Source organism: Bordetella genomosp. 10 (genome assembly GCF_002261225.1).
Taxonomy (GTDB): Bacteria; Pseudomonadota; Gammaproteobacteria; order Burkholderiales; family Burkholderiaceae_B; genus Bordetella_C.
In genome coordinates this window covers 2,610,088-2,627,885 of the sequence record NZ_NEVM01000005.1, presented here as the reverse complement: position 1 = coordinate 2,627,885, position 17,798 = coordinate 2,610,088, and the positions used below count along the sequence as shown (strand labels likewise).

The following is a 17,798-nucleotide window of genomic DNA, read 5'->3' as shown; positions in this document are numbered from 1 at the left end:
TGTCACCATGGACAAAATCGGACCTTCTTTTGCTTCTGAACTTATCGCGGCCGGATTGGCGGACGCGCCTATCTCGTGGACTGCGGAGGGCGTTAACTATGGAGACACCGCGGGCCTGGACGGTATCACCGTAAGCAATCCGGGCCTTACGCAACAGCAGCGCGATGCCATTGCTGCCGTTCTGGCTGACCACGACCCCACAAAGCCCGCGCCGGTTGTCGTGCCGGCGGAGGTTACCCGCTATCAAGCGCGCCGTGTTCTTGCTGAGCGGGGCCTGCTCTCGCAGGTGCAAGCCTATTTCGATGCCCTGCCCGACACCGACATGAGTAAGCTCGCATGGAACGAGGCGCCTTCCGTGCGGCGCGACAGCGAGGCGCTGATTGCTGCGGCTCACGCGCTGGGCCTGACCGACGAGCAGATCGACCAGATGTTTGTCGAGGCCAGCCAAATTAAATAGCTCGCCATCCACTCAATGAACACCCGCCCGCTGTGGCGGGTTTTTTTCGCCTTGGAGAAAGCATGGCACGGATCTCAGAAAGCGCCGCCGGCGGCCGCAACGTCTTGGCGTTCCTGGACACGATCGCGTATTCGGAGGGGACGGACAACGGACGGCAGGCCACGGATGACGATGGCTACGACGTGCTGGTCGGCGGCGGCACGTTCAACGGCTACGCCGACCATCCCCGCATCGCGGTCAAGACGCAATACGGCCTGACCGACGCCGCCGGCCGCTACCAGATCATGGCAGCCGTGCCCGGCCAGATCCGCACCGACACCTGGGACTGGGCGAGCCGCGCCGCTGGCGTGAGCGACTTCACGCCCATCAGCCAGGACCGCGTGGCGATCTACCTGATCACTCGCCGCGGAGCGCTCGCCGACGTGCTGGCGGGCCGCTTCGATGCGGCCGTCGAGAAATGCCGGAAGGAATGGGCCAGCCTTCCGGGCGCCGGCTACGGCCAGCGGGAACAGCAGCTCGATACCCTGCGGGCGGTCTACACGCGCGCCGGCGGCACGCTGGAGGCGTAATGGACGACTTCAAGATGTGGCTGATCACTGGCGGCGGCGCTGCGGCCGCCTTCGGCATCGGCAAATGGGTGCTACCGATGCTGAGCCGCATGCTGGACAACGCGTTGGCCAGCGTCACCGCCGGCGGCGAAACGCTCGCCAACGTCCGGTCGGAGCGCGACCAGCTCCGCGCGCTGCTTTCCGATCTGCGCGAGAAGTACGACGCGATGTTCCGCGAGTGGGCGGAGATGAAGGCGCGGGTCGGTTTGATGGAATACCAACTGGAAGAGGCGCAGGCGCAGATCGCCGAGCTGAAGGGGATCCCTCCCCAACCCAAAGGAGAATCGCATGCCTGAGAAAATCCGCCGGTGGTGCGAATGCCGGCAAGACCGCCTGACGGCCATAGCCGCGCAGATCAAGCTGTGGACGCTCTTTTTCTTCCTGGTGGGCGTGGGCTCCGGCTTCGGCGCGCTATGGATGCGGCAGTTGATGCAGCCGGAAATTGACCGTCTCCAGTCGGCCAATACCGACCTGATCGCCGTCATCAACAACCGTCTGCCGCCGCTCGTCGGCAAGGTCGACCAGGCCGCCGGCCAGCTTGACCAGGCCAGCGAGAAACTGGACCAGGCTGCGAGTGCGGCCACGCGCGCGTCGCGCACCGCGAGCCAGGCGGCAGCGACGGCCAATGGCGCCGCGGTGAACGCCGCCCGCGCGAACATCCGTCCTGGGCCGGCCTCGGCGCCGCCGGCGCCTGCACGGCCCTCCCACAAGAAGGGCGACGTCCCCGAATGGCTGAACACCCCATGAGCATCCTGGACGCAATCAAGGCCGCTGTGGGCGGCACCGGATCGATGTGGGCCGCTGCTGGCGGCGCTGCGCTGGTCGGATCGCTGGCGGCCGGCGGCTGGTGGCTGCATCACAGCGGCTACGAGGCCGGCCGCGCCCAGGCGCTTCTTGAGGCCCAGGCGGCCGCGCAGAAGCTATCCGAGCAATACCGTGCGCAAGAAGCGGCCGTCCAACAAACCGTAGAGGCGAACTATGCGAAATACCGTGGGCAAATCCTGGCTACACAAGCTGCTGCTGATGGCCGGTATGCTGATGCTGTTGCAGGGCTGCGCCGGCAGATCGATGAACTGCGCACCCGTCGCGCCGCCCCGAATCCCCAGCCCGCAAGCCGAACTGATGCAGCCGCCGGCCCTGACATCCTCACAGTTATTGGAGAGTGCACAGGGCGATATGATCAGGTGGTCCGATATGCTGCGGGACTCGCCGACCAAGTGAACGGCCTACAGGGCTACGTCCGCGCGATGGGCGCCGGCATGAAATAATCCTAGGGCGAGGCCCGGCGCACTATCTCAGCGTGCCGCCGAGCTTCGCGCAATCGATGGTCTCGCCCTCGTCCAGGCGATAGTTGCCATATGCCACGGGCCGCGGTGGCGTCAGTGCAATTCAGCGTACCGATCTTACAGAAAAAAGCCACGACCGAAGTCGCGGCATCAAGGTGCGTCCGCATGCGGTTGTACACGCGCTGCAATTTGGTCACATCCACGCTGTGAACCCTAGCAGCGGCGTACCCCGAATCAAAGCTGTCCGGTTACACCTTGTCAGAGCCAAATTTGTCTGACGCTAGATACATACTCTACTCCCAGGCGGCCGCGGTGCAGGGCTCGCGAAGTATTGCATACGTAATGTTACGTGTTTACGATTCCCAAGTAACGATGTTGCTCTTTTTCGGTCGAGGGCTGGACGGTGAGGCCCTACACTCACTCCTGTTGTCGCAAACTTACGGCCATTGGCATGCCCAGACTCACAGAAACTGGCAGGCTCGTGCTGCTTGCCGAAGACGAACCGTTGGTAGCTGCCGTGATTGCTGAGTTGCTCTCTGACTTGGGATATCTGCCGGTGGTTGCAGCGACCGGCCCAGAAGCCATCGCGGCGGTCAGATCGGATCGTGAATTCGATCTGGTGGTCACAGATTTCTCCATGCCAGGTGCCACTGGTAGGGAAGTCGTTGCTGCTGTCCGCGATCGATACCCTACACTTCCGGTCCTTTACGTCACGGGCTATGACGCCGCCGACGTGCTCGCCGACGTCCACCGCGATGCGCACCTTCAGATCCTACAAAAGCCATTCGGGGCAGAAGGCCTAAAAGAGGCCATCACCGCCCTCGCAATGTAGCTCGCGCCGGTCCGCTATGAAGTGCTGCTGCCGAGCGCGGTGGGATAGTTGTGGAACTAAAGGCCTTTGCCTTTGAAATAATCCTGCACCGCATTGGCTGAATTACCCACCTTCGCTACCGCCTTCGTCAAAACTTCCTTGCTCACGCCCAGCGCCTGGGTCCAGTATCGGACCTCGTGTTCCTCGGACAGGCTGATGCGGGAGCGGTCCTGGGCGCCGCGGTTCTTCAGGTCGTCTACCATGATGGCCTCTTCAGCAATGTGACGTCCCCAGGAAGCAAACGTCAGTCCCGGCACGCACACTGCGGCCGGTCACCCCACGTCATGCCGTCATGCCGCTGATGCGTCGGCGCCGGCCGGCTGGGGTTGAGGCGGCAACCTTGGCGAGGGCATCCTGAGCCTTCGCCATGGCCTCGATCGCCGCGCGCGCGGCGGCAGACGCGGCGGAGTTCAGCGCATCGACGGCGGCGTTCGGGCCGGGTTGGATTGTCACTGGACGGGCGGTGCAACCGTTGGTGTTCTTCGAAACGGGATATGTAATCGGTTGATGTTGCCCGGCGGAATCTTTAGGCTGCAATACCGTTAAAACTCAACGGGTTGCAGCGATGTGTTCCATTAACTTCGAAGCATACCAGCGTTTTGTCAGTCGTCATCAGCGGAAATTCGGGAAAATCTCTGGAGCCACGAAGGGCGAACACCGCCCGGAAGACGTGTCTAGCCAAGCACTTCTAATCGCGATTGAGATGGCTGAGAAATCCGGCATAGCGCCAGATTTCGACGATCCTGAGTTCCAGGATCGCCTCTTCAGGCATCTGTACCAACATCTTGTCGAATACACCGAAAAGATAGTCCGCGGTGCGGTGAGACTCGACAAGCCAATCGACGGCGAGGAGATCAGCGCTGAAGATCACCCGGCGATGCGCCGTCGAGTCGATGCCGGAAACGAGCCCGCTGACCCACTGGCTCAACTTTTGGCCAAGGAGGCCGCATCCGTTTCTGTGACCGTTACGCCGCATGAGTCCAGGGCTGCGGCATATCTCCATCTGCTTGAACGCTGTGGCAATAGTATGCGTGTCGCCGCAGCCGCGCTTCGTATCTCGCTATCGTATTGCTACTTCCGCTTCAATGAGGCGAAGGCCGCGGTCATCGTGCAGGAGAACCTGCAACCCATTATCGGCGATGTATCCTTTTTGCCGGGGCCATGGCGGCCGTTCAAGCTGGTCATGCCGGAACGGTGGCTTCAGCTTTCACTTGATCTGGATGTCGGCTCTCTTTGCTAGGCCGAGGCGCAGCACATCAAGGCCAGGATCATCCAGATTTGCTTCGGGCTCTTCTCTGTGGAGGGAGGCGGCAAGTAACCTCTAGAATTTGTAGCTACAAAAACTTCTTGCGGACCGAAATTTCCGTAACTACAATAAATCCATGGAAATTACATTCGACCCTGCCAAGGACGCCATCAACCAGCGCAAGCATGGGGTGTCGCTAGCCAAGGCCGAGGAATTCGAATGGGATGGGGCTCTCGCTGAAGAGGACGCGCGTTGTGATTATGGCGAGTGCCGCATGATCGCTATCGGCTACATCGGGCTGCGCCTGCATGTGGCGGTCTATGTAGACCGTGACGATGCGCGCCGAATTCTCAGTCTGAGGAAGGCAAATTCACGGGAGATCAAACGCTATGCCAAAGCTTAAGCCGGGGACGATTATCCCCACGCCGGAAGAAGACGCGGAGATCCAGCGCGGCATCGACGCGGATCCCGATACCTACGAATTGGGCGAGGCCGAATTCAAGCGATTGAAGCGGGTAGGGCGCCCGCGCGCGGAGCGTCCCAAAGTCCAACTGACGGTTCGCTACGACCAGGACGTGGTAGACGCCTTCAAGGCTGAAGGGCCTGGCTGGCAATCGCGCATGAACGATGCGCTGCGGGACTGGCTGAAGGAGCACCGAGCGTAAGCATGAAAAAGCCCGCGCGGGGCGGGCTGGATTGATCATTTCGCAAGGTCAGTTATCTCGGCCTCTTTAATGAGGCTTTTCTTGATCCCGTCCATCAGCACATAAGGCTGAAGAAGTGGGTTGACGAAGCGGAACCGGTAACGCCTGGCGCTGCCAGTTCGGAGAAGAACTGGGCCACGGATTTCTTCGCAAAATTTGTTCAAGTGCTGCGCGAACGCGGGGATGTCATAAGTCTTCTGCATGATGTGACTTAAGGGACCGCGTACGTCAGATGCAGCAAATGAACCGAGACCGTCAGCCTTGGCCAAGGCGCACGCCAATAGGACTTGTGGGTAAAGATTATCCTGAGGGCTCGTGGTGGCCTTGTGGTACGAGCTAATGATACTCTGCTGGGCCTTTGCGAGTGCGCCGTCAATAGCAGTCCTAACGTCCTGTGCCGTAATTTCAGTCCGCCCCGTTAGAACCACTCGTTGTGCAGCATAGAGCGCCAGGAGATGGGTATAGTGAGGAAGACCCTGCGACAGAATTGCGATCTTGTCGCGAGCCTCAGGTGTTATTGTCATTCCCGCTTGCCCGAGGCCCTTGTCGATGATTTCGTACAATTCTGCAGGCGACATGCGCGGCATCCGGATCTGCACGAGCGCGCGCTCTACTGACTGGTGCTCTTGTATTAGCGCATCGACAGAGTCGGCCACACCTACGAGTAGCACTGTTGTAGGAACTGCGTGATCAGACAAGGTTTTGATCGTGTCGGCCAGTAAAGCGGTTACAGAGTGATCCTCTAGCCGATCCAGCTCGTCAATCACTACCAGAATCCCAGGCATACGAGCCAATAAGTATCGAATGTCATCCGGCGTGACAACCGCTGGGAGATGGTTCGCCAACGAGTCAACAGTAAAAGACGGCTCCCCTGTAAATCCTACGGGTGCTTTTCCATGGGTAACCGGTATTTCACGAAATATCTTTTGCCATAGTGTCGTGAATGTCATCTGCGGATCGCAGTTGATTGACGCGACGTATTGCGCGCCACTACTGCGCACGGCTGCGGAAATAACCCTGGCGAGAGACGTCTTTCCCACGCCACGCTCGCCGAAAAGTATCGCGTGTTGACCTTTTTGGCTTACCGCGTTCATTACGTCAAGCAACTGAGACATCCGACCCGAGAAAAGCGTTTGTTGATCGATCGGGGCGCTAGGGCTGAAGACGGAAGCAAGCTTCGAGTGGACTGCAAATTTATCCATCAGATGCTCATAATATGGGCCGACAAGATATAAGTATGATGCTGAATGATAAAAATATCCACTCAACCGCTGCTCATTCGTCCTAGCGAGTAGCTTTACAACAACCCCGCCTCCGCCCTCTTGCGCAGGCCGAACCCCTCACAGCTTCACCCCCGCCCCAGACGACTCGGCCGAGAACGCGGACGGAGACGTCGGCCTCTAGGGAGATGACCAAGCGATAGCGGCAGGCAAGGTCAGGGTAAGGGGGGGCGGCCGAACCTGAGATCGTCGTGAAGACCCGGACGATAGACACGTCATGACAAACCTTCAAGCCGATCATCCACAACAAGGCGGGGCCGCGAGGTGCGGGTGGAAGCCGCCGGGGAAGTGATTCGGTTTGGTGGGAATCTTGGAGGCCTCTACAAAACTGGCGACCCGTAGTTTTTGGGAGCGGCGGCGTTTTCCCGTGGGCCAAAATTTGGGACAAACGCCGCCAAATAGCGCTAATTAGATTCAGCCATCTCCTAAGAAAAGTGGTGTAAATTGGCGCAAAATCGTCTATAAACAAATTCGATTCCTGTCGGGCGCGCCAGAATCAATGACTCAGGCGTGGCGTGCGATCGTCGCATGGCAACGACGCGACGTCGGCCGGGGCGATGCGGCGCCCCTTGCGTTCGAACGGATCGACGCCCAGCACGCCTTCCATCTGCTGTATCCGCCGGCTGATCGCCGAGGGTTCAATGCCCGACGCGTCCGCAGCGCCGCGCACCGTGCCGCACCGATTCCCTCGATGGCCATCCGTGCCGGCCACGATCTCCAAGGTTCGCGTGCGGCGCACACCGACCTGTCGGGGAACGAGATCATGGGTAATTTGGTGCTGCTGCTGCTCGGTGTCGATTACTTGAAGACGCGCATCACGGCGCTTCGCGCCGCGGGTTGGGTTTTTCTCATCTGCGGCGTCGTCGTGTTCGTCGATGCGCTGGACTCCGCGTTGTATTTCCCCCTGAATTTCTTCGCCACGCTGTTCGTGATCGACGGCCTGGCTACCCTGGTCATCGCAAAATCAGGCGTCGGCGGCCAGAAGGTCCTGCGCTACGTCAAAGGCTTCCTCGTGCTGGCCGCGGGTCTTCTCATTCTGGCGGGCCATCACCATGGGCACTTCGCGCTCTCGATGATCTTCGGCCTGGTGTTTCTCGCCGACGGGCTGTTGCAATGCATCGCCGCTTACGTCGTGCGCTATGCGCGATGGCGCTACGTCTTTGCCTCCGGCGTGGTCGAGTGCCTGCTCGCCGTCTTTTTCTTTCAGCCGTATCCGACCCACTATGTGGGCACCGTTCCGTATTGTCTGGGACTCTTTCTGGCTTTCGCGGGCTTGAAACTTCTGTCGTTGGCTCGGCGCGTGCGCGACATGCAATCCAATCCGGCGCTGAGCGAGAATGCTCGCGCCGGTTTCATGCCGGCCCAAGCCGATAACCGCACGCCTACCACCTTCGATGGTCCGCCGCTGACATCCGAGCGCGCCTTGACCGTACACGTTTGGACCCCGTCGGGGTCGGCCAAACGGGAAACGCGAAATTATCCCGTCATTGACCGCTACATTGCCGCGGTCGACGTCAATGGCGTCGTGTCCACGGGCCATGCGGCCTTGGAGTCACCGGAGGGGATCTACATCAGCCTCTATCCGGCCCAGGAAATCGACCGCTCGCCAGAACAGTTCGGCGCGCTGCTGCGTGCGACGCCGGAAAACAATATCCCGGGCGTCTATCAGCCGGACTACCTGACGGAATCCAAGGCGTGGTGTCCGTCTACGGTACAAGTGCGAATCCGGAACTATGACGCGGCCAAGCTGCGGGAATTCTGGAATGAATACCGCAAGACCGAAATCTATAACCTGACCTACCGTAATTGCTCCAGCTCGGTCTCGGCCGCGCTGGAAGCGGCGCTGGACGGCGCCGTGTGCAGATTGCACGACGCGAATACGAGCTGGCGGGTGCTGCTGCGCCTTTTGGTGACACCGGAGTTGTGGGTGGCTTCGCAGATCCGCAAGCGGGCGTTGACGATGGCGTGGACGCCCGGATTGACCCTGGACTATGCGCGCGCGCTGAGCATGCTGGCGGACCCCCGTCCATTCGGCTGGTGGACCATGCTGCAGGCGGCGATTCGGGAAATCGCCGCGCTGCGCGCCAAATGGCGCGAACAGGACCGTGAAGCGGTGGCGCGCAAATCGACGGCCTGACGGAAGACGCGACACGCCGGTTCGATCCGGCAGGGGGATAGCAACGCCCCGCGCGGCGGCGTTGGTCCCCTGATGTGTTATATAGATATAATCAAAAATAGTATTAATTCTCATTATAGATTCCTAGATTCACTCGCCGGCAGGCTTTTTCGTGTCCGATCTTCCTCCCATCGATCCCGAGGGCGCGCATTCCCTCTATGCCGATCATCACGCATGGTTGTATGGTTGGCTGCGTCGAAAAGTGGGCTGCGCCGCTGCCGCGGCGGACCTTGCGCATGATTCATACGTGCGGCTGCTGGCGGCGCGCCGCATGCCGGCGCCGGATCAGTCGCGCGCCTATCTGATGCAGATCGCGAAGGGCCTGGTCATCGACCAGTCGCGCCGCCGGGAGATCGAGGCCGCGTTCCTGGAAACGCTGTCCGTGTTGCCGGAAGAGCTGTGGCCCTCGCCGGAAAGCCGCGCCATCGTGCTGGAGACACTGGAGAAAATCGATGCGGTCCTGTATGCCCTGCCGTCCAAGGTGCGGGAGACCTTCCTGCTGTCCCGCTTCGACGGGCTTACCTACGCGGAGATCGCCGCGCGCCTGCATGTGTCCGTGGCCAGCGTGCGGAAATACATGGTAAAGGCCGTGTACGCGTGCCTGCCCCTGGTCGCCGAATGACCCGGGCCAAGGTGGGCGGCGGCGCCGGCCCGGACGCCGCCGTCGTCGAGCAGGCCGTCGCCTGGCTGGTGACGCTGTGGTCGGGCGATGCCGGGCAGGAGGAACGGGCCGCGTGCGAGCGCTGGCGCCGCGCCGATCCCACGCACGAGGCGGCCTGGCAACACGTGCAGGCGCTGGACCGGCATTTCTCGACGCTGCCGCCCGAACTGGCCGGGCCCGCCTTGCGCGGCGGCGCGCGCCTGCGTCAACGGCGTCGCGCGCTGCGCTACACGCTGATGCTGGCGGGCGGCGCGGGCGTGCTTGCCCTGGCCGCGCGAGAAGGCGCTCCATGGTTCAGGCAGGGAACCGAATACCGGGTCGCCACCAGCGAATCGCGGGCCATCGTGCTGGACGACGGCAGCCGCGTCGCCATGAACACCGCCACGGAGCTGGAGGTGCGCTTCACCGCGCTCGAACGGCGGCTGGTGCTGCGCGCGGGCGAGGTCTTCATCGCGACTCACCCTGAAGCCAGGCCGTCCCCGCGTCCCTTCCTGGTGGAGACCCCGCGCGGGACCGTCCAGGCGCTCGGCACCCGCTTCCTGGTGCGCGAATCCCGCTCGCATTCGCGCGTGGCGGTGTACGAGGGCGCGGTCGCCATCCAGCCGTCCCGCGCCGTCCGCCCGACCCGCCTCGACGCCGGCCGGCAGGCATCGTTCACGTCCGACGTCGTCGCCGACGCCACCGCCGCCAATCCGGACGCCTACGCCTGGACGCATGGCCAGTTGATCGTCGAACGCATGCGGCTGGGCGATTTCCTGAAGGAATTGGGCCGGTACCGTGCCGGCTGGGTGCGTTGCGACCCCGCGGTCAGGAACCTGCTGGTGTCCGGCGTCTTTCCCCTGCCGGACACGACGCGCGTACTGAACGCCCTGGAGCACTCCCTGCCCGTGCGGGTGCATTACTGGAGCCGCTATTGGGTGTCGGTCGTGCCGGCGTGAGAGGCGTCACGGCCGGCCCCGCTGCATCCAGGCCGCGCCGACGAAGAAATTTTCCAGAATTTTTCAGGGAAAAATCGGATTTGGAGTAACACTTTTCCGTTTTCGTCCGGGATATCAGATAGGAACACGCTGTTTACCCGGAATCGAGAAAGGAAAGATCGATGAAATACCCGTCTGGAGCACGGCCCGCGGCGTTCTGCTGCGTCGTCGCTACCGCCATGGGGCTGCTGGCGCCTGTCGCCTCCACCGCGGCGCCCGCCGTGGCGACCGCCCGGCACTACGACATCAACGGCGGCACGCTGGACCAGGTGCTGAACCGCTACGCCAGCGCGACAGGCGTGCTGTTGACCATCGACAGCACCCTGACGGCCGGCCGCTCCAGCCCGGGGCTGCATGGAGACTATGCGCCCGACGCCGGCTTTGCCGCCATCCTCGCCGGCAGCGGCCTGCAGGTCGTCAACGACGGCAGCGGCTACCGGCTGGTGAAACAGCGGGCCGGCGTGGCGGCCGGCGCGGCCTCGACGGCGGGCGCGGGCGCCAGCACGCTGCCCACGGTCAACGTCGTCGGCAGCGATGTCGCTCCGATGCAGACGCGCGAACTGCCGTCCTACAAGTTCACCTCGCCCCTGATCGATACGCCGCGCTCGGTCACCGTCATCCCGCAGGAGGTGATCAAGCAGCAGAACATCACCAGCTTCACCGATGCCCTGCGCACGGTGCCCGGCATCTCCTTCCTGGGCGGCGACGCCGCCGCGAACCCGTCGGCGGACCGGCCGGTCATCCGCGGCTTCGAGTCGCGCAACTCGATTTTCGTCGACGGCATGCGCGATTCGGGCCTGCAGAACCGGGAAACCTTCGACATCGATTCCATCAGCGTGATCAAGGGGCCGGATTCCGTCTACGCGGGCCGCGGCGCGGTCGGCGGCAGCATCGATATCAAGACGAAAACCCCGGTCGACGACGATTTCATCCGCGGCAGCGTCGGGCTGGGCACCGACAGCTATCGGCGCGCCACCCTGGACCTGAACCAGCGTTTGAACGACTCGACGGCGTTTCGCCTGAACGCGATGGGCCACGATGCCGACCAGGCCGGCCGCTCCGACGTCTACAGCAAGCGGTGGGGCGTGGCCCCGTCCATCGTGTTCGGGCTGCACAGCCCCACCACGGTCACGCTCAGCTACTACCACCTGAATACCTCGGACATGCCCGACTTCAGCGTGCCGTTCCGCTCCACCAGCGGCCCTCCGGCCAGCGTCGGCCGGGACAAGTTCTTCGGCCTGAACGCGCGGGACTTCCGCCATACGCAGAACGACACGGGCGAAATCCGCATCGACCACGTCTTCAACGACAACTGGAAGGTGCGCAACACGACGATGTTCGGCCGCGCCACGCTGGACTACATCGGCACCAACCCGCAGTTCAAGAGCGGCAGCACCGACACCCTGCTGCTGGAAGCCAAGAGCGGCAAGTACGCCACCGACAGCATCGCGAACCAGACCGAATTGAACGGCAAGTTCGACTTGCTGGGCATGCGGCACACGCTCACCACCGGCGTGGAGTTCAGCCACGAGCGGGATCTCTACGAGGGCTACCTCGTCACGGACTCGGCGGGCAACAACATCCGCAGCGGCGGACCGTGCTCGATCGCCTACAACTGCACCTCGATCAACGGCGGGTGGGATCCGGCCAACCCCTGGACCGGCCATACGCAGCTCAATGGCGACATGGGATTCCCGGGACCCGCCACCCGCACGCGCACCGATATCGCCTCCCTGTACCTGTTCGACAGCGTGGACCTGTCCGAGCGCTGGGTGTTCAACGCCGGCGCGCGCGTGGACCACTACGACGTGCGGGCGCGGCAGGAGGGCGTGCCTAACCTGTCGAACACCTCGACCCTGTTCAGCTATCAGGCCGGCCTGGTGTTCAAGCCGGTTCGCAACCTGAGCCTCTACACCTCGTACGGCACGTCGGCCAACCCGCCGGGCGCGAATTCCGGCCTGGGCGGCGGCAATGACCAGCTCACCGTGACGAACCAGGACCTGTCGCCCGAGCGTTCGCGCAATATCGAAGTGGGCGCCAAGTGGGACGTGCTGGACGAGCGCCTGTCGCTGACCACGGCGGTCTTCCAGACGGACAAGACCAATGCGCGGGTCAGCGACGGGCTGGGCGGCACCGTCAATGCCGGCGCGCAGCGCGTGCGCGGCGTGGAATTCGGCTTCGCCGGAAACCTGACGAACAAGTGGAGCGTGTTCGGCGGCTATTCCTACCTGAACGCGGTCACGCGCGACGCGGGTCCGGGCAGCCCCACCTTGTCCGGCCTGCCGATGGTGCAGGTGCCCAAGCACAACTTCACGCTGTGGACGAGCTACGACGTGCTGCCCCAGGTGAAGGTGGGCGCCGGCGCGACGGTGTCCAGCCTGCAATATGCGTCGGTATCGGCGACCACCCGCAAGTGGACGCCGGGCTATACGCGCATCGACGCGGCCGCCACGTGGGAAGTGTCGAAAGCGGTGGAATTGCAGTTGAACGTCTACAACATCTTCGACCGCAAGTACTACGCCAGCTCGTACCCCATCTACGCGACGTGGGGCCCCGGCCGTTCCGCCATGCTGACGCTGAATTTCTACCATTGAGCCATCGGGGGTAGCGCGCCGCGATCGAGGCCTTGCGCCATCGATTTGCGGCGATCCTGGCGCCTATTCCCTGTCTATTGGCGTCAAGTGGCGTTAATTGCTACAATACCGACCCGATTTCGGTCGGTATTGCCGGGCCGCGCGCCTCTGTCTTGGCTCCCGCCGTTTTGCCTCCATCCGCGAACGCGAACGGCATGCCGGCCCAGGCGCTGCGCCCTCATCCGCCCTCCTGGGGCGGCGGCGTTCTCCGCGCCTTGCCGGCTTCCCGACCTATCGGTAAATCCATCGGCGGCACCCGGCCCTGTTCCAGGGCCCGGCGTGCTTTTGCCCGCATGAAAAGCCATCCGTGACCAGCAGGGCCTCGCGCCCAGGGAGATCCACAGCCCGTGACCGTGTTATTCAGCAAACCCGTGAAGAAGACCTTGCTTGCCCTGTCGCTGTCGGCGGCATTCGCCGGCGCCGCGCACGCGGAAACCGCCGTCACCCTGTACGGCGTCGTCGATATCGGCGTCGGCTACGAACGCATCCGGGGCGAGGGCTTTCACGCCAGCCGCGTCGGTGAAGTCCATGGCGTCGAAAGCGGTTCGCGCGTCGGCCTGCGCGGCGTGGAAGACCTGGGCGACGGCTGGTCGGTCGTTTTCAAGGTAGAGAACGGCTTCGCGCCGACCGACGGCCAACGGCAGCAGGGCAGCCGCCTGTTCGGCCGCCAATCGACGCTGGGCCTGAATTCCGAGACATGGGGCCGCTTCGAATTCGGCCGCCAGGTCAACATGGCGTCCGAACTGTTCGCCCTGGTCGACCCGTTCTACACCAGCTATAACGCGGCCAACCTGGGAACCACGCTGGGCGCGGCGAATACGATGCGCCTGGACAACCTGGCGATGTATCACAGCCCGGTCATGGGCGGTTTCCAGTTCGGCGTCGGCTACTCCTTCAACGCCGACGACACGCTGGACGACGGCTCCGGCAAATTCTCCACGCCGGACAACAACCGCGCCGTGACGGCCGGCCTGTCCTACACCAATGGCCCGCTGTTCCTGGCGGCGTCCTATGACCGCCTGAAAGGCAGCGCCGCCGCGCCGGGTGGCCAGTCCCGCGCCACGCTGCAGGAGTACGCCATCGGCGGCACGTACGACTTCGAGGTCGTGAAGGTTGCGGCATCCGTCGGCCAGACCCTGGACGGCTGGTTCGCCGGCCAGACGCTGGGCGTCATGCCCGGCGGCAGCGACCGGGACTTCGGCTACTTCAAGCTGGCCGATGGCTTTCGCGCCACGTCGACCATGGTGGGCCTGACGGTGCCCGTGGGCAGCGCCACGTCGGTCTTCAGCTCATGGCAGCGCGCCGATCCGAACAACGGCAAGCTCACCGGCGGCGCCAAGACCTTCAACGTCTACGCCATCGGCGCCCTGCACAACCTGTCCAAGCGGACCAGCGTCTACGCCTATGCGTCCTACGGCGACAACTACGCCTTCCACGACGGCGTCACCGACACCGCCGTGGTCACGGGCATACGCCATCAGTTCTGATTGACGGGCGATCGTCCCGGAAGCGCGGATTCCGCGCGATGCCGAGCGGATCCGGCATCGCGCGGCCGCCCGCGGCCCGCGCCGCAAGCTCATCCGTACCGGCGCCGCGCCGTGGCCATGACCGCGAGACGGTATATTCGTCTTGAATGCCGAACGCCCATCTTTCAGCAGGCCGAACCCGACGCCTGGAATGGCGCGGCATTTTCCCGTATCGGCAGGCCCCCAGAGGAATGACCATGTCCACCGAAACCCGCGCGGCCGGCGCGCTCGAATCCCTGAGCGCGGAAGACCTGAGCAGCCTGAAGCTGGCGCGCGACATCCTCGAGCATCCGAGTCTTACCGCGCGTTTGTCCAACTACGTCGGCAAGCCCATCGAGTACGCCCTGGACATGTTGCCGGCCAAGGCCGGCGGCCTGATCACCGAGGCCACCCACAAGGCGATACACGCCGCGCTCAAGGCGGCATTGCTGACCATGGGCAAGGGCGGCGGCGAGGCGGCCGAGCCCGCGCCGGCCGCCTCGAAGTGGCTGCACAAGGCGGGCGCCGCGGTCAGCGGCGGCGTGGGCGGCTTTTTCGGCCTGGCGGCGGTCACCGTCGAACTGCCCATATCCGTCACCATCATGATGCGGGCCATTGCCGACGTGGCGCGCGGCGAGGGCGCGGACCTGAACGACGTGACCACGCAACTGGATTGCGTGCAGGTGCTCGGGCTGGGCGGCCGCGCCAAGTCCGACGACGCCGCCGAGGTGGGCTACTTCGCCGCCCGCGAGGCCATGGCCAAGGCGGCGGTCGACGCCTCGTCCTTCCTGGCGGCGGGCGGCAAGCTGGGGGGCGCCGCCGCGCCGCCCCTGGTGCGCCTGATCAATGTGGTGGCCGGCCGTTTCGGCGTCCAGGTCACGGAAAAGGTGGCCGCCCAGGCGGTGCCCGTGATCGGCGCGGCCGCGGGGGCCTTGATCAATACCGCCTTCACCAACCATTACCAGCAAATGGCGCGGGGGCACTTCACGGTGCGGCGCCTGGAAGGCAAGTACGGCAAGGAGGCGGTCGAGGCCGCCTACCAGCGGCTGGCCGAGGCCTCGGAATAGTCTGCTTGTGTCCCGGCGCATCCCGGGCATACTCGAATCTTTTTCCCCACTCGCCTTTCCCCGATTTACCTGACTCATGCTGGCGCGCATCCGCGCGCCATGCCGCTCGCAATCAATTCCACGGTGCCAACCAACGCATGCAGCACGAACGATCTTCCTCCCCGGAAACCTCCGCGGATTCCGCCGGCCAGGCCGGACAGGACCCGTACCGTTATCTCGAATCCCTGGACAGTCCCGCCGTCGAAAAGTGGGTGACGGCGCAGAATCGGCGCACCCTCGACGCTTTCGGCAAGGGGCCGGAATTCGACGCCATGGTGGAGCGCCTGACGGCGCTTTACGATTCGGAGGACCGCATCGTCACGTGCTCGCGCTGCGGCGACTGGGGCTACAACACGTGGACCGACGCCGATCATCCGCTGGGGCTGGTGCGCCGCACGCCCTGGCAGGCATGGCTGGATCGCTCCCCGGTGTGGGAAACCGTGCTCGACGTCGACGCCCTGGACCTGAACCGCAACGCGGAGGACGGCGAGGACGAAACGCGCTGGACGCTGCAGGACTTCGAGCTGCGCCATCCCGACTACACCCGCGCGCTGGTCAGCCTGTCGCCGGACGGCGCGGATGCCTGCATCGTCATGGAGTTCGACGTCGAGGCGCGCTGCTTCGTGGAGGATGGCTTCGAGATCCTGGACGAGGGCCAGCATTCCATCGGCTGGATAGACGGGGATACGGTCTATGTCGGTTGGGACGACAGCGCCGCGCACGAGGAGCCCGCGCTGACGAACGCCGGCAACCCCCGCCAGATCCGCAAGTGGCGGCGCGGCACGCCGCTGGAAACGGCGCCCGTCGAGTTCGAATGCGCGCAGTCGGATATCTCCGTCAACGTCTGGTACGACTATATCCAGCGGCGTCACCTGGCGGCGCGGGCGACGGCGTTCTTCCGCACGGACTGGTACTGGCTGGACGAGGCCGCGGGGCAATGGCGGCAATACGACGTGCCCGCGGACGCGGAGATCGACGAATGGCAGGGGTGGCTGTTCATCACGCTGCGCGCGGATTGGCGCGTGGGCGGGCAATCGCATCCCACCGGCTGCCTGCTGGCCATCCGGCGCGAGGCCTTCCTCGCCGGCGGGCGCGATTTCGACGTGCTGTTCACGCCGGGTCCCCGCCGCGTGCTGGACGACCTGGACTTCACCCGGCATTGGGTGCTCGTGGCCGAGCGCGAGGACAGCGTGCCGCGCCTGACGCTGTGGCGCCTGCCGGCGGGCGAGGGTGGCGATTGGACGCCGCGTCCGTACCCGCTGCCGCCGGAGAGCGAGGTTTCTCTGGAGTCGGTGGACGCCGAACGCGACGACACGGTGTTGATCCACGTCGACCATTTCCTGGTGCCGCCGTCCCTGTATTACGCGGATCTGGGCGATGCGGGGGGCGGCGCCGCGGACTGGCGGCTGCTGTCGCAGATGCCGCCGAAGTTCGACGTGGCCGGCATGTCGGCGCAGTTGCGCTACGCGGCCGCGCCGGACGGCGTGTCGATTCCCTATTGGGTCATCGGCCGCCTGCCCGCGCCCGGTGACGCGCCGCTGCCCTGCCAGCTATACGGCTATGGCGGTTTCGAGGAAGCGCTCGACGCGCCGGCCTACTCCGCGACGACGGGCATGACCTGGCTGGAGCGCGGCGGCGTCTACGCCATTGCCTGCATACGCGGCGGCGGCGAGTTCGGCCCGGCCTGGCACCAGGCCGCCGTGCGCGAGAAACGGCAGGTCGCGTTCGACGATTTCATCGCGGTGGCGCGGGCGCTGGTCGACACCGGCGTCACCACGCCGCGGCAGTTGTCCATCAGCGGGGCCAGCAATGGCGGCCTGCTGACCGCGGCCTGCATGGTGCAGCGGCCGGGCCTGTTCGGCGCGGTGCTGTCCGACGTGCCGGTATTGGACATGGCGCGCTTTCACAAGCTGCTGCAAGGGGCGACCTGGACGGAGGAATACGGCGACCCGGACGACGCCCGGGTCCTGCCCGCCCTGCTGGCCTATTCGCCGTACCACCGGATGCGCGCCGACGTGGACTATCCGCCCGTGCTGTTCAGCGCCTCGGCCAGCGACGACCGCGTGCATCCCGGCCATGCGCGCAAAATGGCGGCGAAGATGCAGGCGCAGGGGCACGAGGACGTGTGGTATCTGGAACGCCGCGAAGGCGGCCATGGCGCGGGCGTCGACGCGCGCACCATGGCCAGGACGGCGGCGCTGGAGGCCGGGTTTCTCTGGGCGAAGACGAATCCCTAGTCTCGGCGGGGACACGAGACTGGTCCCAGGACGCGCCGGCGGCCATTCCGC

20 protein-coding genes are annotated in these 17,798 nt (G+C 64.3%); 17 read left to right on the top strand and 3 right to left on the bottom strand.

Annotation, left to right across the window (positions count from 1 at the left end; all coding sequences use genetic code 11):
* Positions 1–7: 7 nt before the first annotated feature.
* From CAL29_RS27905 to CAL29_RS27880, 6 genes are all read left to right on the top strand, one after another.
* Positions 8–457, top strand: a complete 450-nt coding sequence (locus CAL29_RS27905) for a hypothetical protein (protein WP_094856134.1) — start codon at positions 8–10, stop codon at positions 455–457.
* Positions 458–519: 62 nt separating this feature from the next.
* Entirely contained in the window at positions 520–1,026 is a 507-nt protein-coding gene (locus CAL29_RS27900; protein WP_094856133.1) for a glycoside hydrolase family 24 protein, read from the top strand.
* On the top strand, positions 1,026–1,361 hold the full coding sequence (locus CAL29_RS27895; RefSeq protein ID WP_094856132.1) for a hypothetical protein: 336 nt from the start codon (positions 1,026–1,028) through the stop codon (positions 1,359–1,361). Before CAL29_RS27900 ends, CAL29_RS27895 begins: the two co-directional genes overlap by 1 nt.
* Positions 1,354–1,812 (top strand): hypothetical protein, encoded by a 459-nt coding sequence (locus tag CAL29_RS27890; RefSeq protein WP_094856131.1) that lies wholly within the window; start codon positions 1,354–1,356, stop codon positions 1,810–1,812. The genes CAL29_RS27895 and CAL29_RS27890 overlap by 8 nt, the downstream gene beginning before the upstream one ends.
* Positions 1,809–2,333 carry a hypothetical protein gene (locus CAL29_RS27885; RefSeq protein ID WP_094856130.1) on the top strand — a complete coding sequence of 175 codons (525 nt, stop codon included), beginning with the start codon at positions 1,809–1,811 and terminating at the stop codon, positions 2,331–2,333. The genes CAL29_RS27890 and CAL29_RS27885 overlap by 4 nt, the downstream gene beginning before the upstream one ends.
* Before the next feature lie 469 nt (positions 2,334–2,802).
* Entirely contained in the window at positions 2,803–3,183 is a 381-nt protein-coding gene (locus CAL29_RS27880) for a response regulator (protein ID WP_094856129.1), read from the top strand.
* A 56-nt stretch (positions 3,184–3,239) separates the two neighbouring features.
* Here CAL29_RS27880 and CAL29_RS27875 read toward each other — a convergent pair whose 3' ends face one another.
* Entirely contained in the window at positions 3,240–3,425 is a 186-nt protein-coding gene (locus tag CAL29_RS27875; RefSeq protein ID WP_094856128.1) for a DUF3606 domain-containing protein, read from the bottom strand.
* A gap of 164 nt (positions 3,426–3,589) precedes the next feature.
* On the opposite strand from CAL29_RS27875, the gene CAL29_RS31755 reads away from it, so the two are divergent.
* The 4 genes from CAL29_RS31755 (at position 3,590) to CAL29_RS27855 (ending at position 5,133) form a co-directional block, all read left to right on the top strand.
* Positions 3,590–3,730, top strand: a complete 141-nt coding sequence (locus CAL29_RS31755; RefSeq protein WP_179284204.1) for a hypothetical protein — start codon at positions 3,590–3,592, stop codon at positions 3,728–3,730.
* Between the two features lie 195 nt (positions 3,731–3,925).
* Positions 3,926–4,462, top strand: a complete 537-nt coding sequence (locus CAL29_RS31450; protein ID WP_143277759.1) for a hypothetical protein — start codon at positions 3,926–3,928, stop codon at positions 4,460–4,462.
* Positions 4,463–4,604: 142 nt separating this feature from the next.
* A complete protein-coding gene (locus CAL29_RS27860) occupies positions 4,605–4,871 on the top strand; it encodes a BrnT family toxin (protein ID WP_094856125.1) in 267 nt (88 codons plus the stop codon).
* Positions 4,858–5,133 carry a BrnA antitoxin family protein gene (locus CAL29_RS27855; protein WP_094856124.1) on the top strand — a complete coding sequence of 92 codons (276 nt, stop codon included), beginning with the start codon at positions 4,858–4,860 and terminating at the stop codon, positions 5,131–5,133. The genes CAL29_RS27860 and CAL29_RS27855 overlap by 14 nt, the downstream gene beginning before the upstream one ends.
* 35 nt (positions 5,134–5,168) lie before the next feature.
* Here the strand turns inward: CAL29_RS27855 and CAL29_RS27850 are convergent, their stop codons facing one another.
* Together CAL29_RS27850 and CAL29_RS32335 are read right to left on the bottom strand one after the other, a co-directional pair.
* Positions 5,169–6,374: an AAA family ATPase gene (locus CAL29_RS27850; protein WP_094856123.1), complete on the bottom strand. Its 1,206-nt coding sequence runs from the start codon at positions 6,372–6,374 to the stop codon at positions 5,169–5,171.
* A gap of 574 nt (positions 6,375–6,948) precedes the next feature.
* Positions 6,949–7,122, bottom strand: coding sequence for a helix-turn-helix domain-containing protein (locus CAL29_RS32335; RefSeq protein ID WP_373559840.1), 174 nt, complete (start codon positions 7,120–7,122; stop codon positions 6,949–6,951).
* Between the two features lie 93 nt (positions 7,123–7,215).
* Between CAL29_RS32335 and CAL29_RS27840 the strand changes: the two genes are divergently transcribed.
* The 7 genes from CAL29_RS27840 to CAL29_RS27810 all read left to right on the top strand — a co-directional run bounded on the left by CAL29_RS27840 (position 7,216) and on the right by CAL29_RS27810 (position 17,747).
* On the top strand, positions 7,216–8,589 hold the full coding sequence (locus CAL29_RS27840; protein ID WP_094856121.1) for an HdeD family acid-resistance protein: 1,374 nt from the start codon (positions 7,216–7,218) through the stop codon (positions 8,587–8,589).
* A gap of 151 nt (positions 8,590–8,740) precedes the next feature.
* Complete coding sequence (locus tag CAL29_RS27835) at positions 8,741–9,250, top strand: sigma-70 family RNA polymerase sigma factor (RefSeq protein WP_218831904.1); 510 nt, start codon at positions 8,741–8,743, stop codon at positions 9,248–9,250.
* Positions 9,247–10,227, top strand: coding sequence for a FecR domain-containing protein (locus CAL29_RS27830; RefSeq protein ID WP_094856120.1), 981 nt, complete (start codon positions 9,247–9,249; stop codon positions 10,225–10,227). The genes CAL29_RS27835 and CAL29_RS27830 overlap by 4 nt, the downstream gene beginning before the upstream one ends.
* Positions 10,228–10,388: 161 nt before the next feature.
* Entirely contained in the window at positions 10,389–12,860 is a 2,472-nt protein-coding gene (locus CAL29_RS27825) for a TonB-dependent siderophore receptor (protein WP_143277758.1), read from the top strand.
* Between the two features lie 410 nt (positions 12,861–13,270).
* Positions 13,271–14,386, top strand: a complete 1,116-nt coding sequence (locus tag CAL29_RS27820; protein ID WP_094856956.1) for a porin — start codon at positions 13,271–13,273, stop codon at positions 14,384–14,386.
* 236 nt (positions 14,387–14,622) lie between these two features.
* Positions 14,623–15,471 carry an EcsC family protein gene (locus CAL29_RS27815; RefSeq protein WP_094856119.1) on the top strand — a complete coding sequence of 283 codons (849 nt, stop codon included), beginning with the start codon at positions 14,623–14,625 and terminating at the stop codon, positions 15,469–15,471.
* Positions 15,472–15,608: 137 nt separating this feature from the next.
* Positions 15,609–17,747 (top strand): prolyl oligopeptidase family serine peptidase, encoded by a 2,139-nt coding sequence (locus CAL29_RS27810; protein ID WP_094856118.1) that lies wholly within the window; start codon positions 15,609–15,611, stop codon positions 17,745–17,747.
* The last annotated feature ends 51 nt before the right edge of the window (positions 17,748–17,798 follow it).

Bases quoted from the DNA above. Each gene is read 5' to 3' on its own strand.
- CAL29_RS27890 (WP_094856131.1), top strand. From the start codon at position 1,354: ATGCCTGAGAAAATCCGCCGGTGGTGCGAATGCCGGCAAGACCGCCTG.
- CAL29_RS27880 (WP_094856129.1), top strand. From the start codon at position 2,803: ATGCCCAGACTCACAGAAACTGGCAGGCTCGTGCTGCTTGCCGAAGAC.
- CAL29_RS27855 (WP_094856124.1), top strand. From the start codon at position 4,858: ATGCCAAAGCTTAAGCCGGGGACGATTATCCCCACGCCGGAAGAAGAC.
- CAL29_RS31450 (WP_143277759.1), top strand. From the start codon at position 3,926: ATGGCTGAGAAATCCGGCATAGCGCCAGATTTCGACGATCCTGAGTTC.
- CAL29_RS27885 (WP_094856130.1), top strand. From the start codon at position 1,809: ATGAGCATCCTGGACGCAATCAAGGCCGCTGTGGGCGGCACCGGATCG.
- CAL29_RS27875 (WP_094856128.1), bottom strand. From the start codon at position 3,425: ATGGTAGACGACCTGAAGAACCGCGGCGCCCAGGACCGCTCCCGCATC.
- CAL29_RS31755 (WP_179284204.1), top strand. From the start codon at position 3,590: ATGGCCTCGATCGCCGCGCGCGCGGCGGCAGACGCGGCGGAGTTCAGC.
- CAL29_RS27850 (WP_094856123.1), bottom strand. From the start codon at position 6,374: ATGGATAAATTTGCAGTCCACTCGAAGCTTGCTTCCGTCTTCAGCCCT.
- CAL29_RS27900 (WP_094856133.1), top strand. From the start codon at position 520: ATGGCACGGATCTCAGAAAGCGCCGCCGGCGGCCGCAACGTCTTGGCG.
- CAL29_RS27905 (WP_094856134.1), top strand. From the start codon at position 8: ATGGACAAAATCGGACCTTCTTTTGCTTCTGAACTTATCGCGGCCGGA.
- CAL29_RS27895 (WP_094856132.1), top strand. From the start codon at position 1,026: ATGGACGACTTCAAGATGTGGCTGATCACTGGCGGCGGCGCTGCGGCC.
- CAL29_RS27825 (WP_143277758.1), top strand. From the start codon at position 10,389: ATGAAATACCCGTCTGGAGCACGGCCCGCGGCGTTCTGCTGCGTCGTC.
- CAL29_RS27810 (WP_094856118.1), top strand. From the start codon at position 15,609: ATGCAGCACGAACGATCTTCCTCCCCGGAAACCTCCGCGGATTCCGCC.
- CAL29_RS27840 (WP_094856121.1), top strand. From the start codon at position 7,216: ATGGGTAATTTGGTGCTGCTGCTGCTCGGTGTCGATTACTTGAAGACG.
- CAL29_RS27830 (WP_094856120.1), top strand. From the start codon at position 9,247: ATGACCCGGGCCAAGGTGGGCGGCGGCGCCGGCCCGGACGCCGCCGTC.
- CAL29_RS27815 (WP_094856119.1), top strand. From the start codon at position 14,623: ATGTCCACCGAAACCCGCGCGGCCGGCGCGCTCGAATCCCTGAGCGCG.
- CAL29_RS27860 (WP_094856125.1), top strand. From the start codon at position 4,605: ATGGAAATTACATTCGACCCTGCCAAGGACGCCATCAACCAGCGCAAG.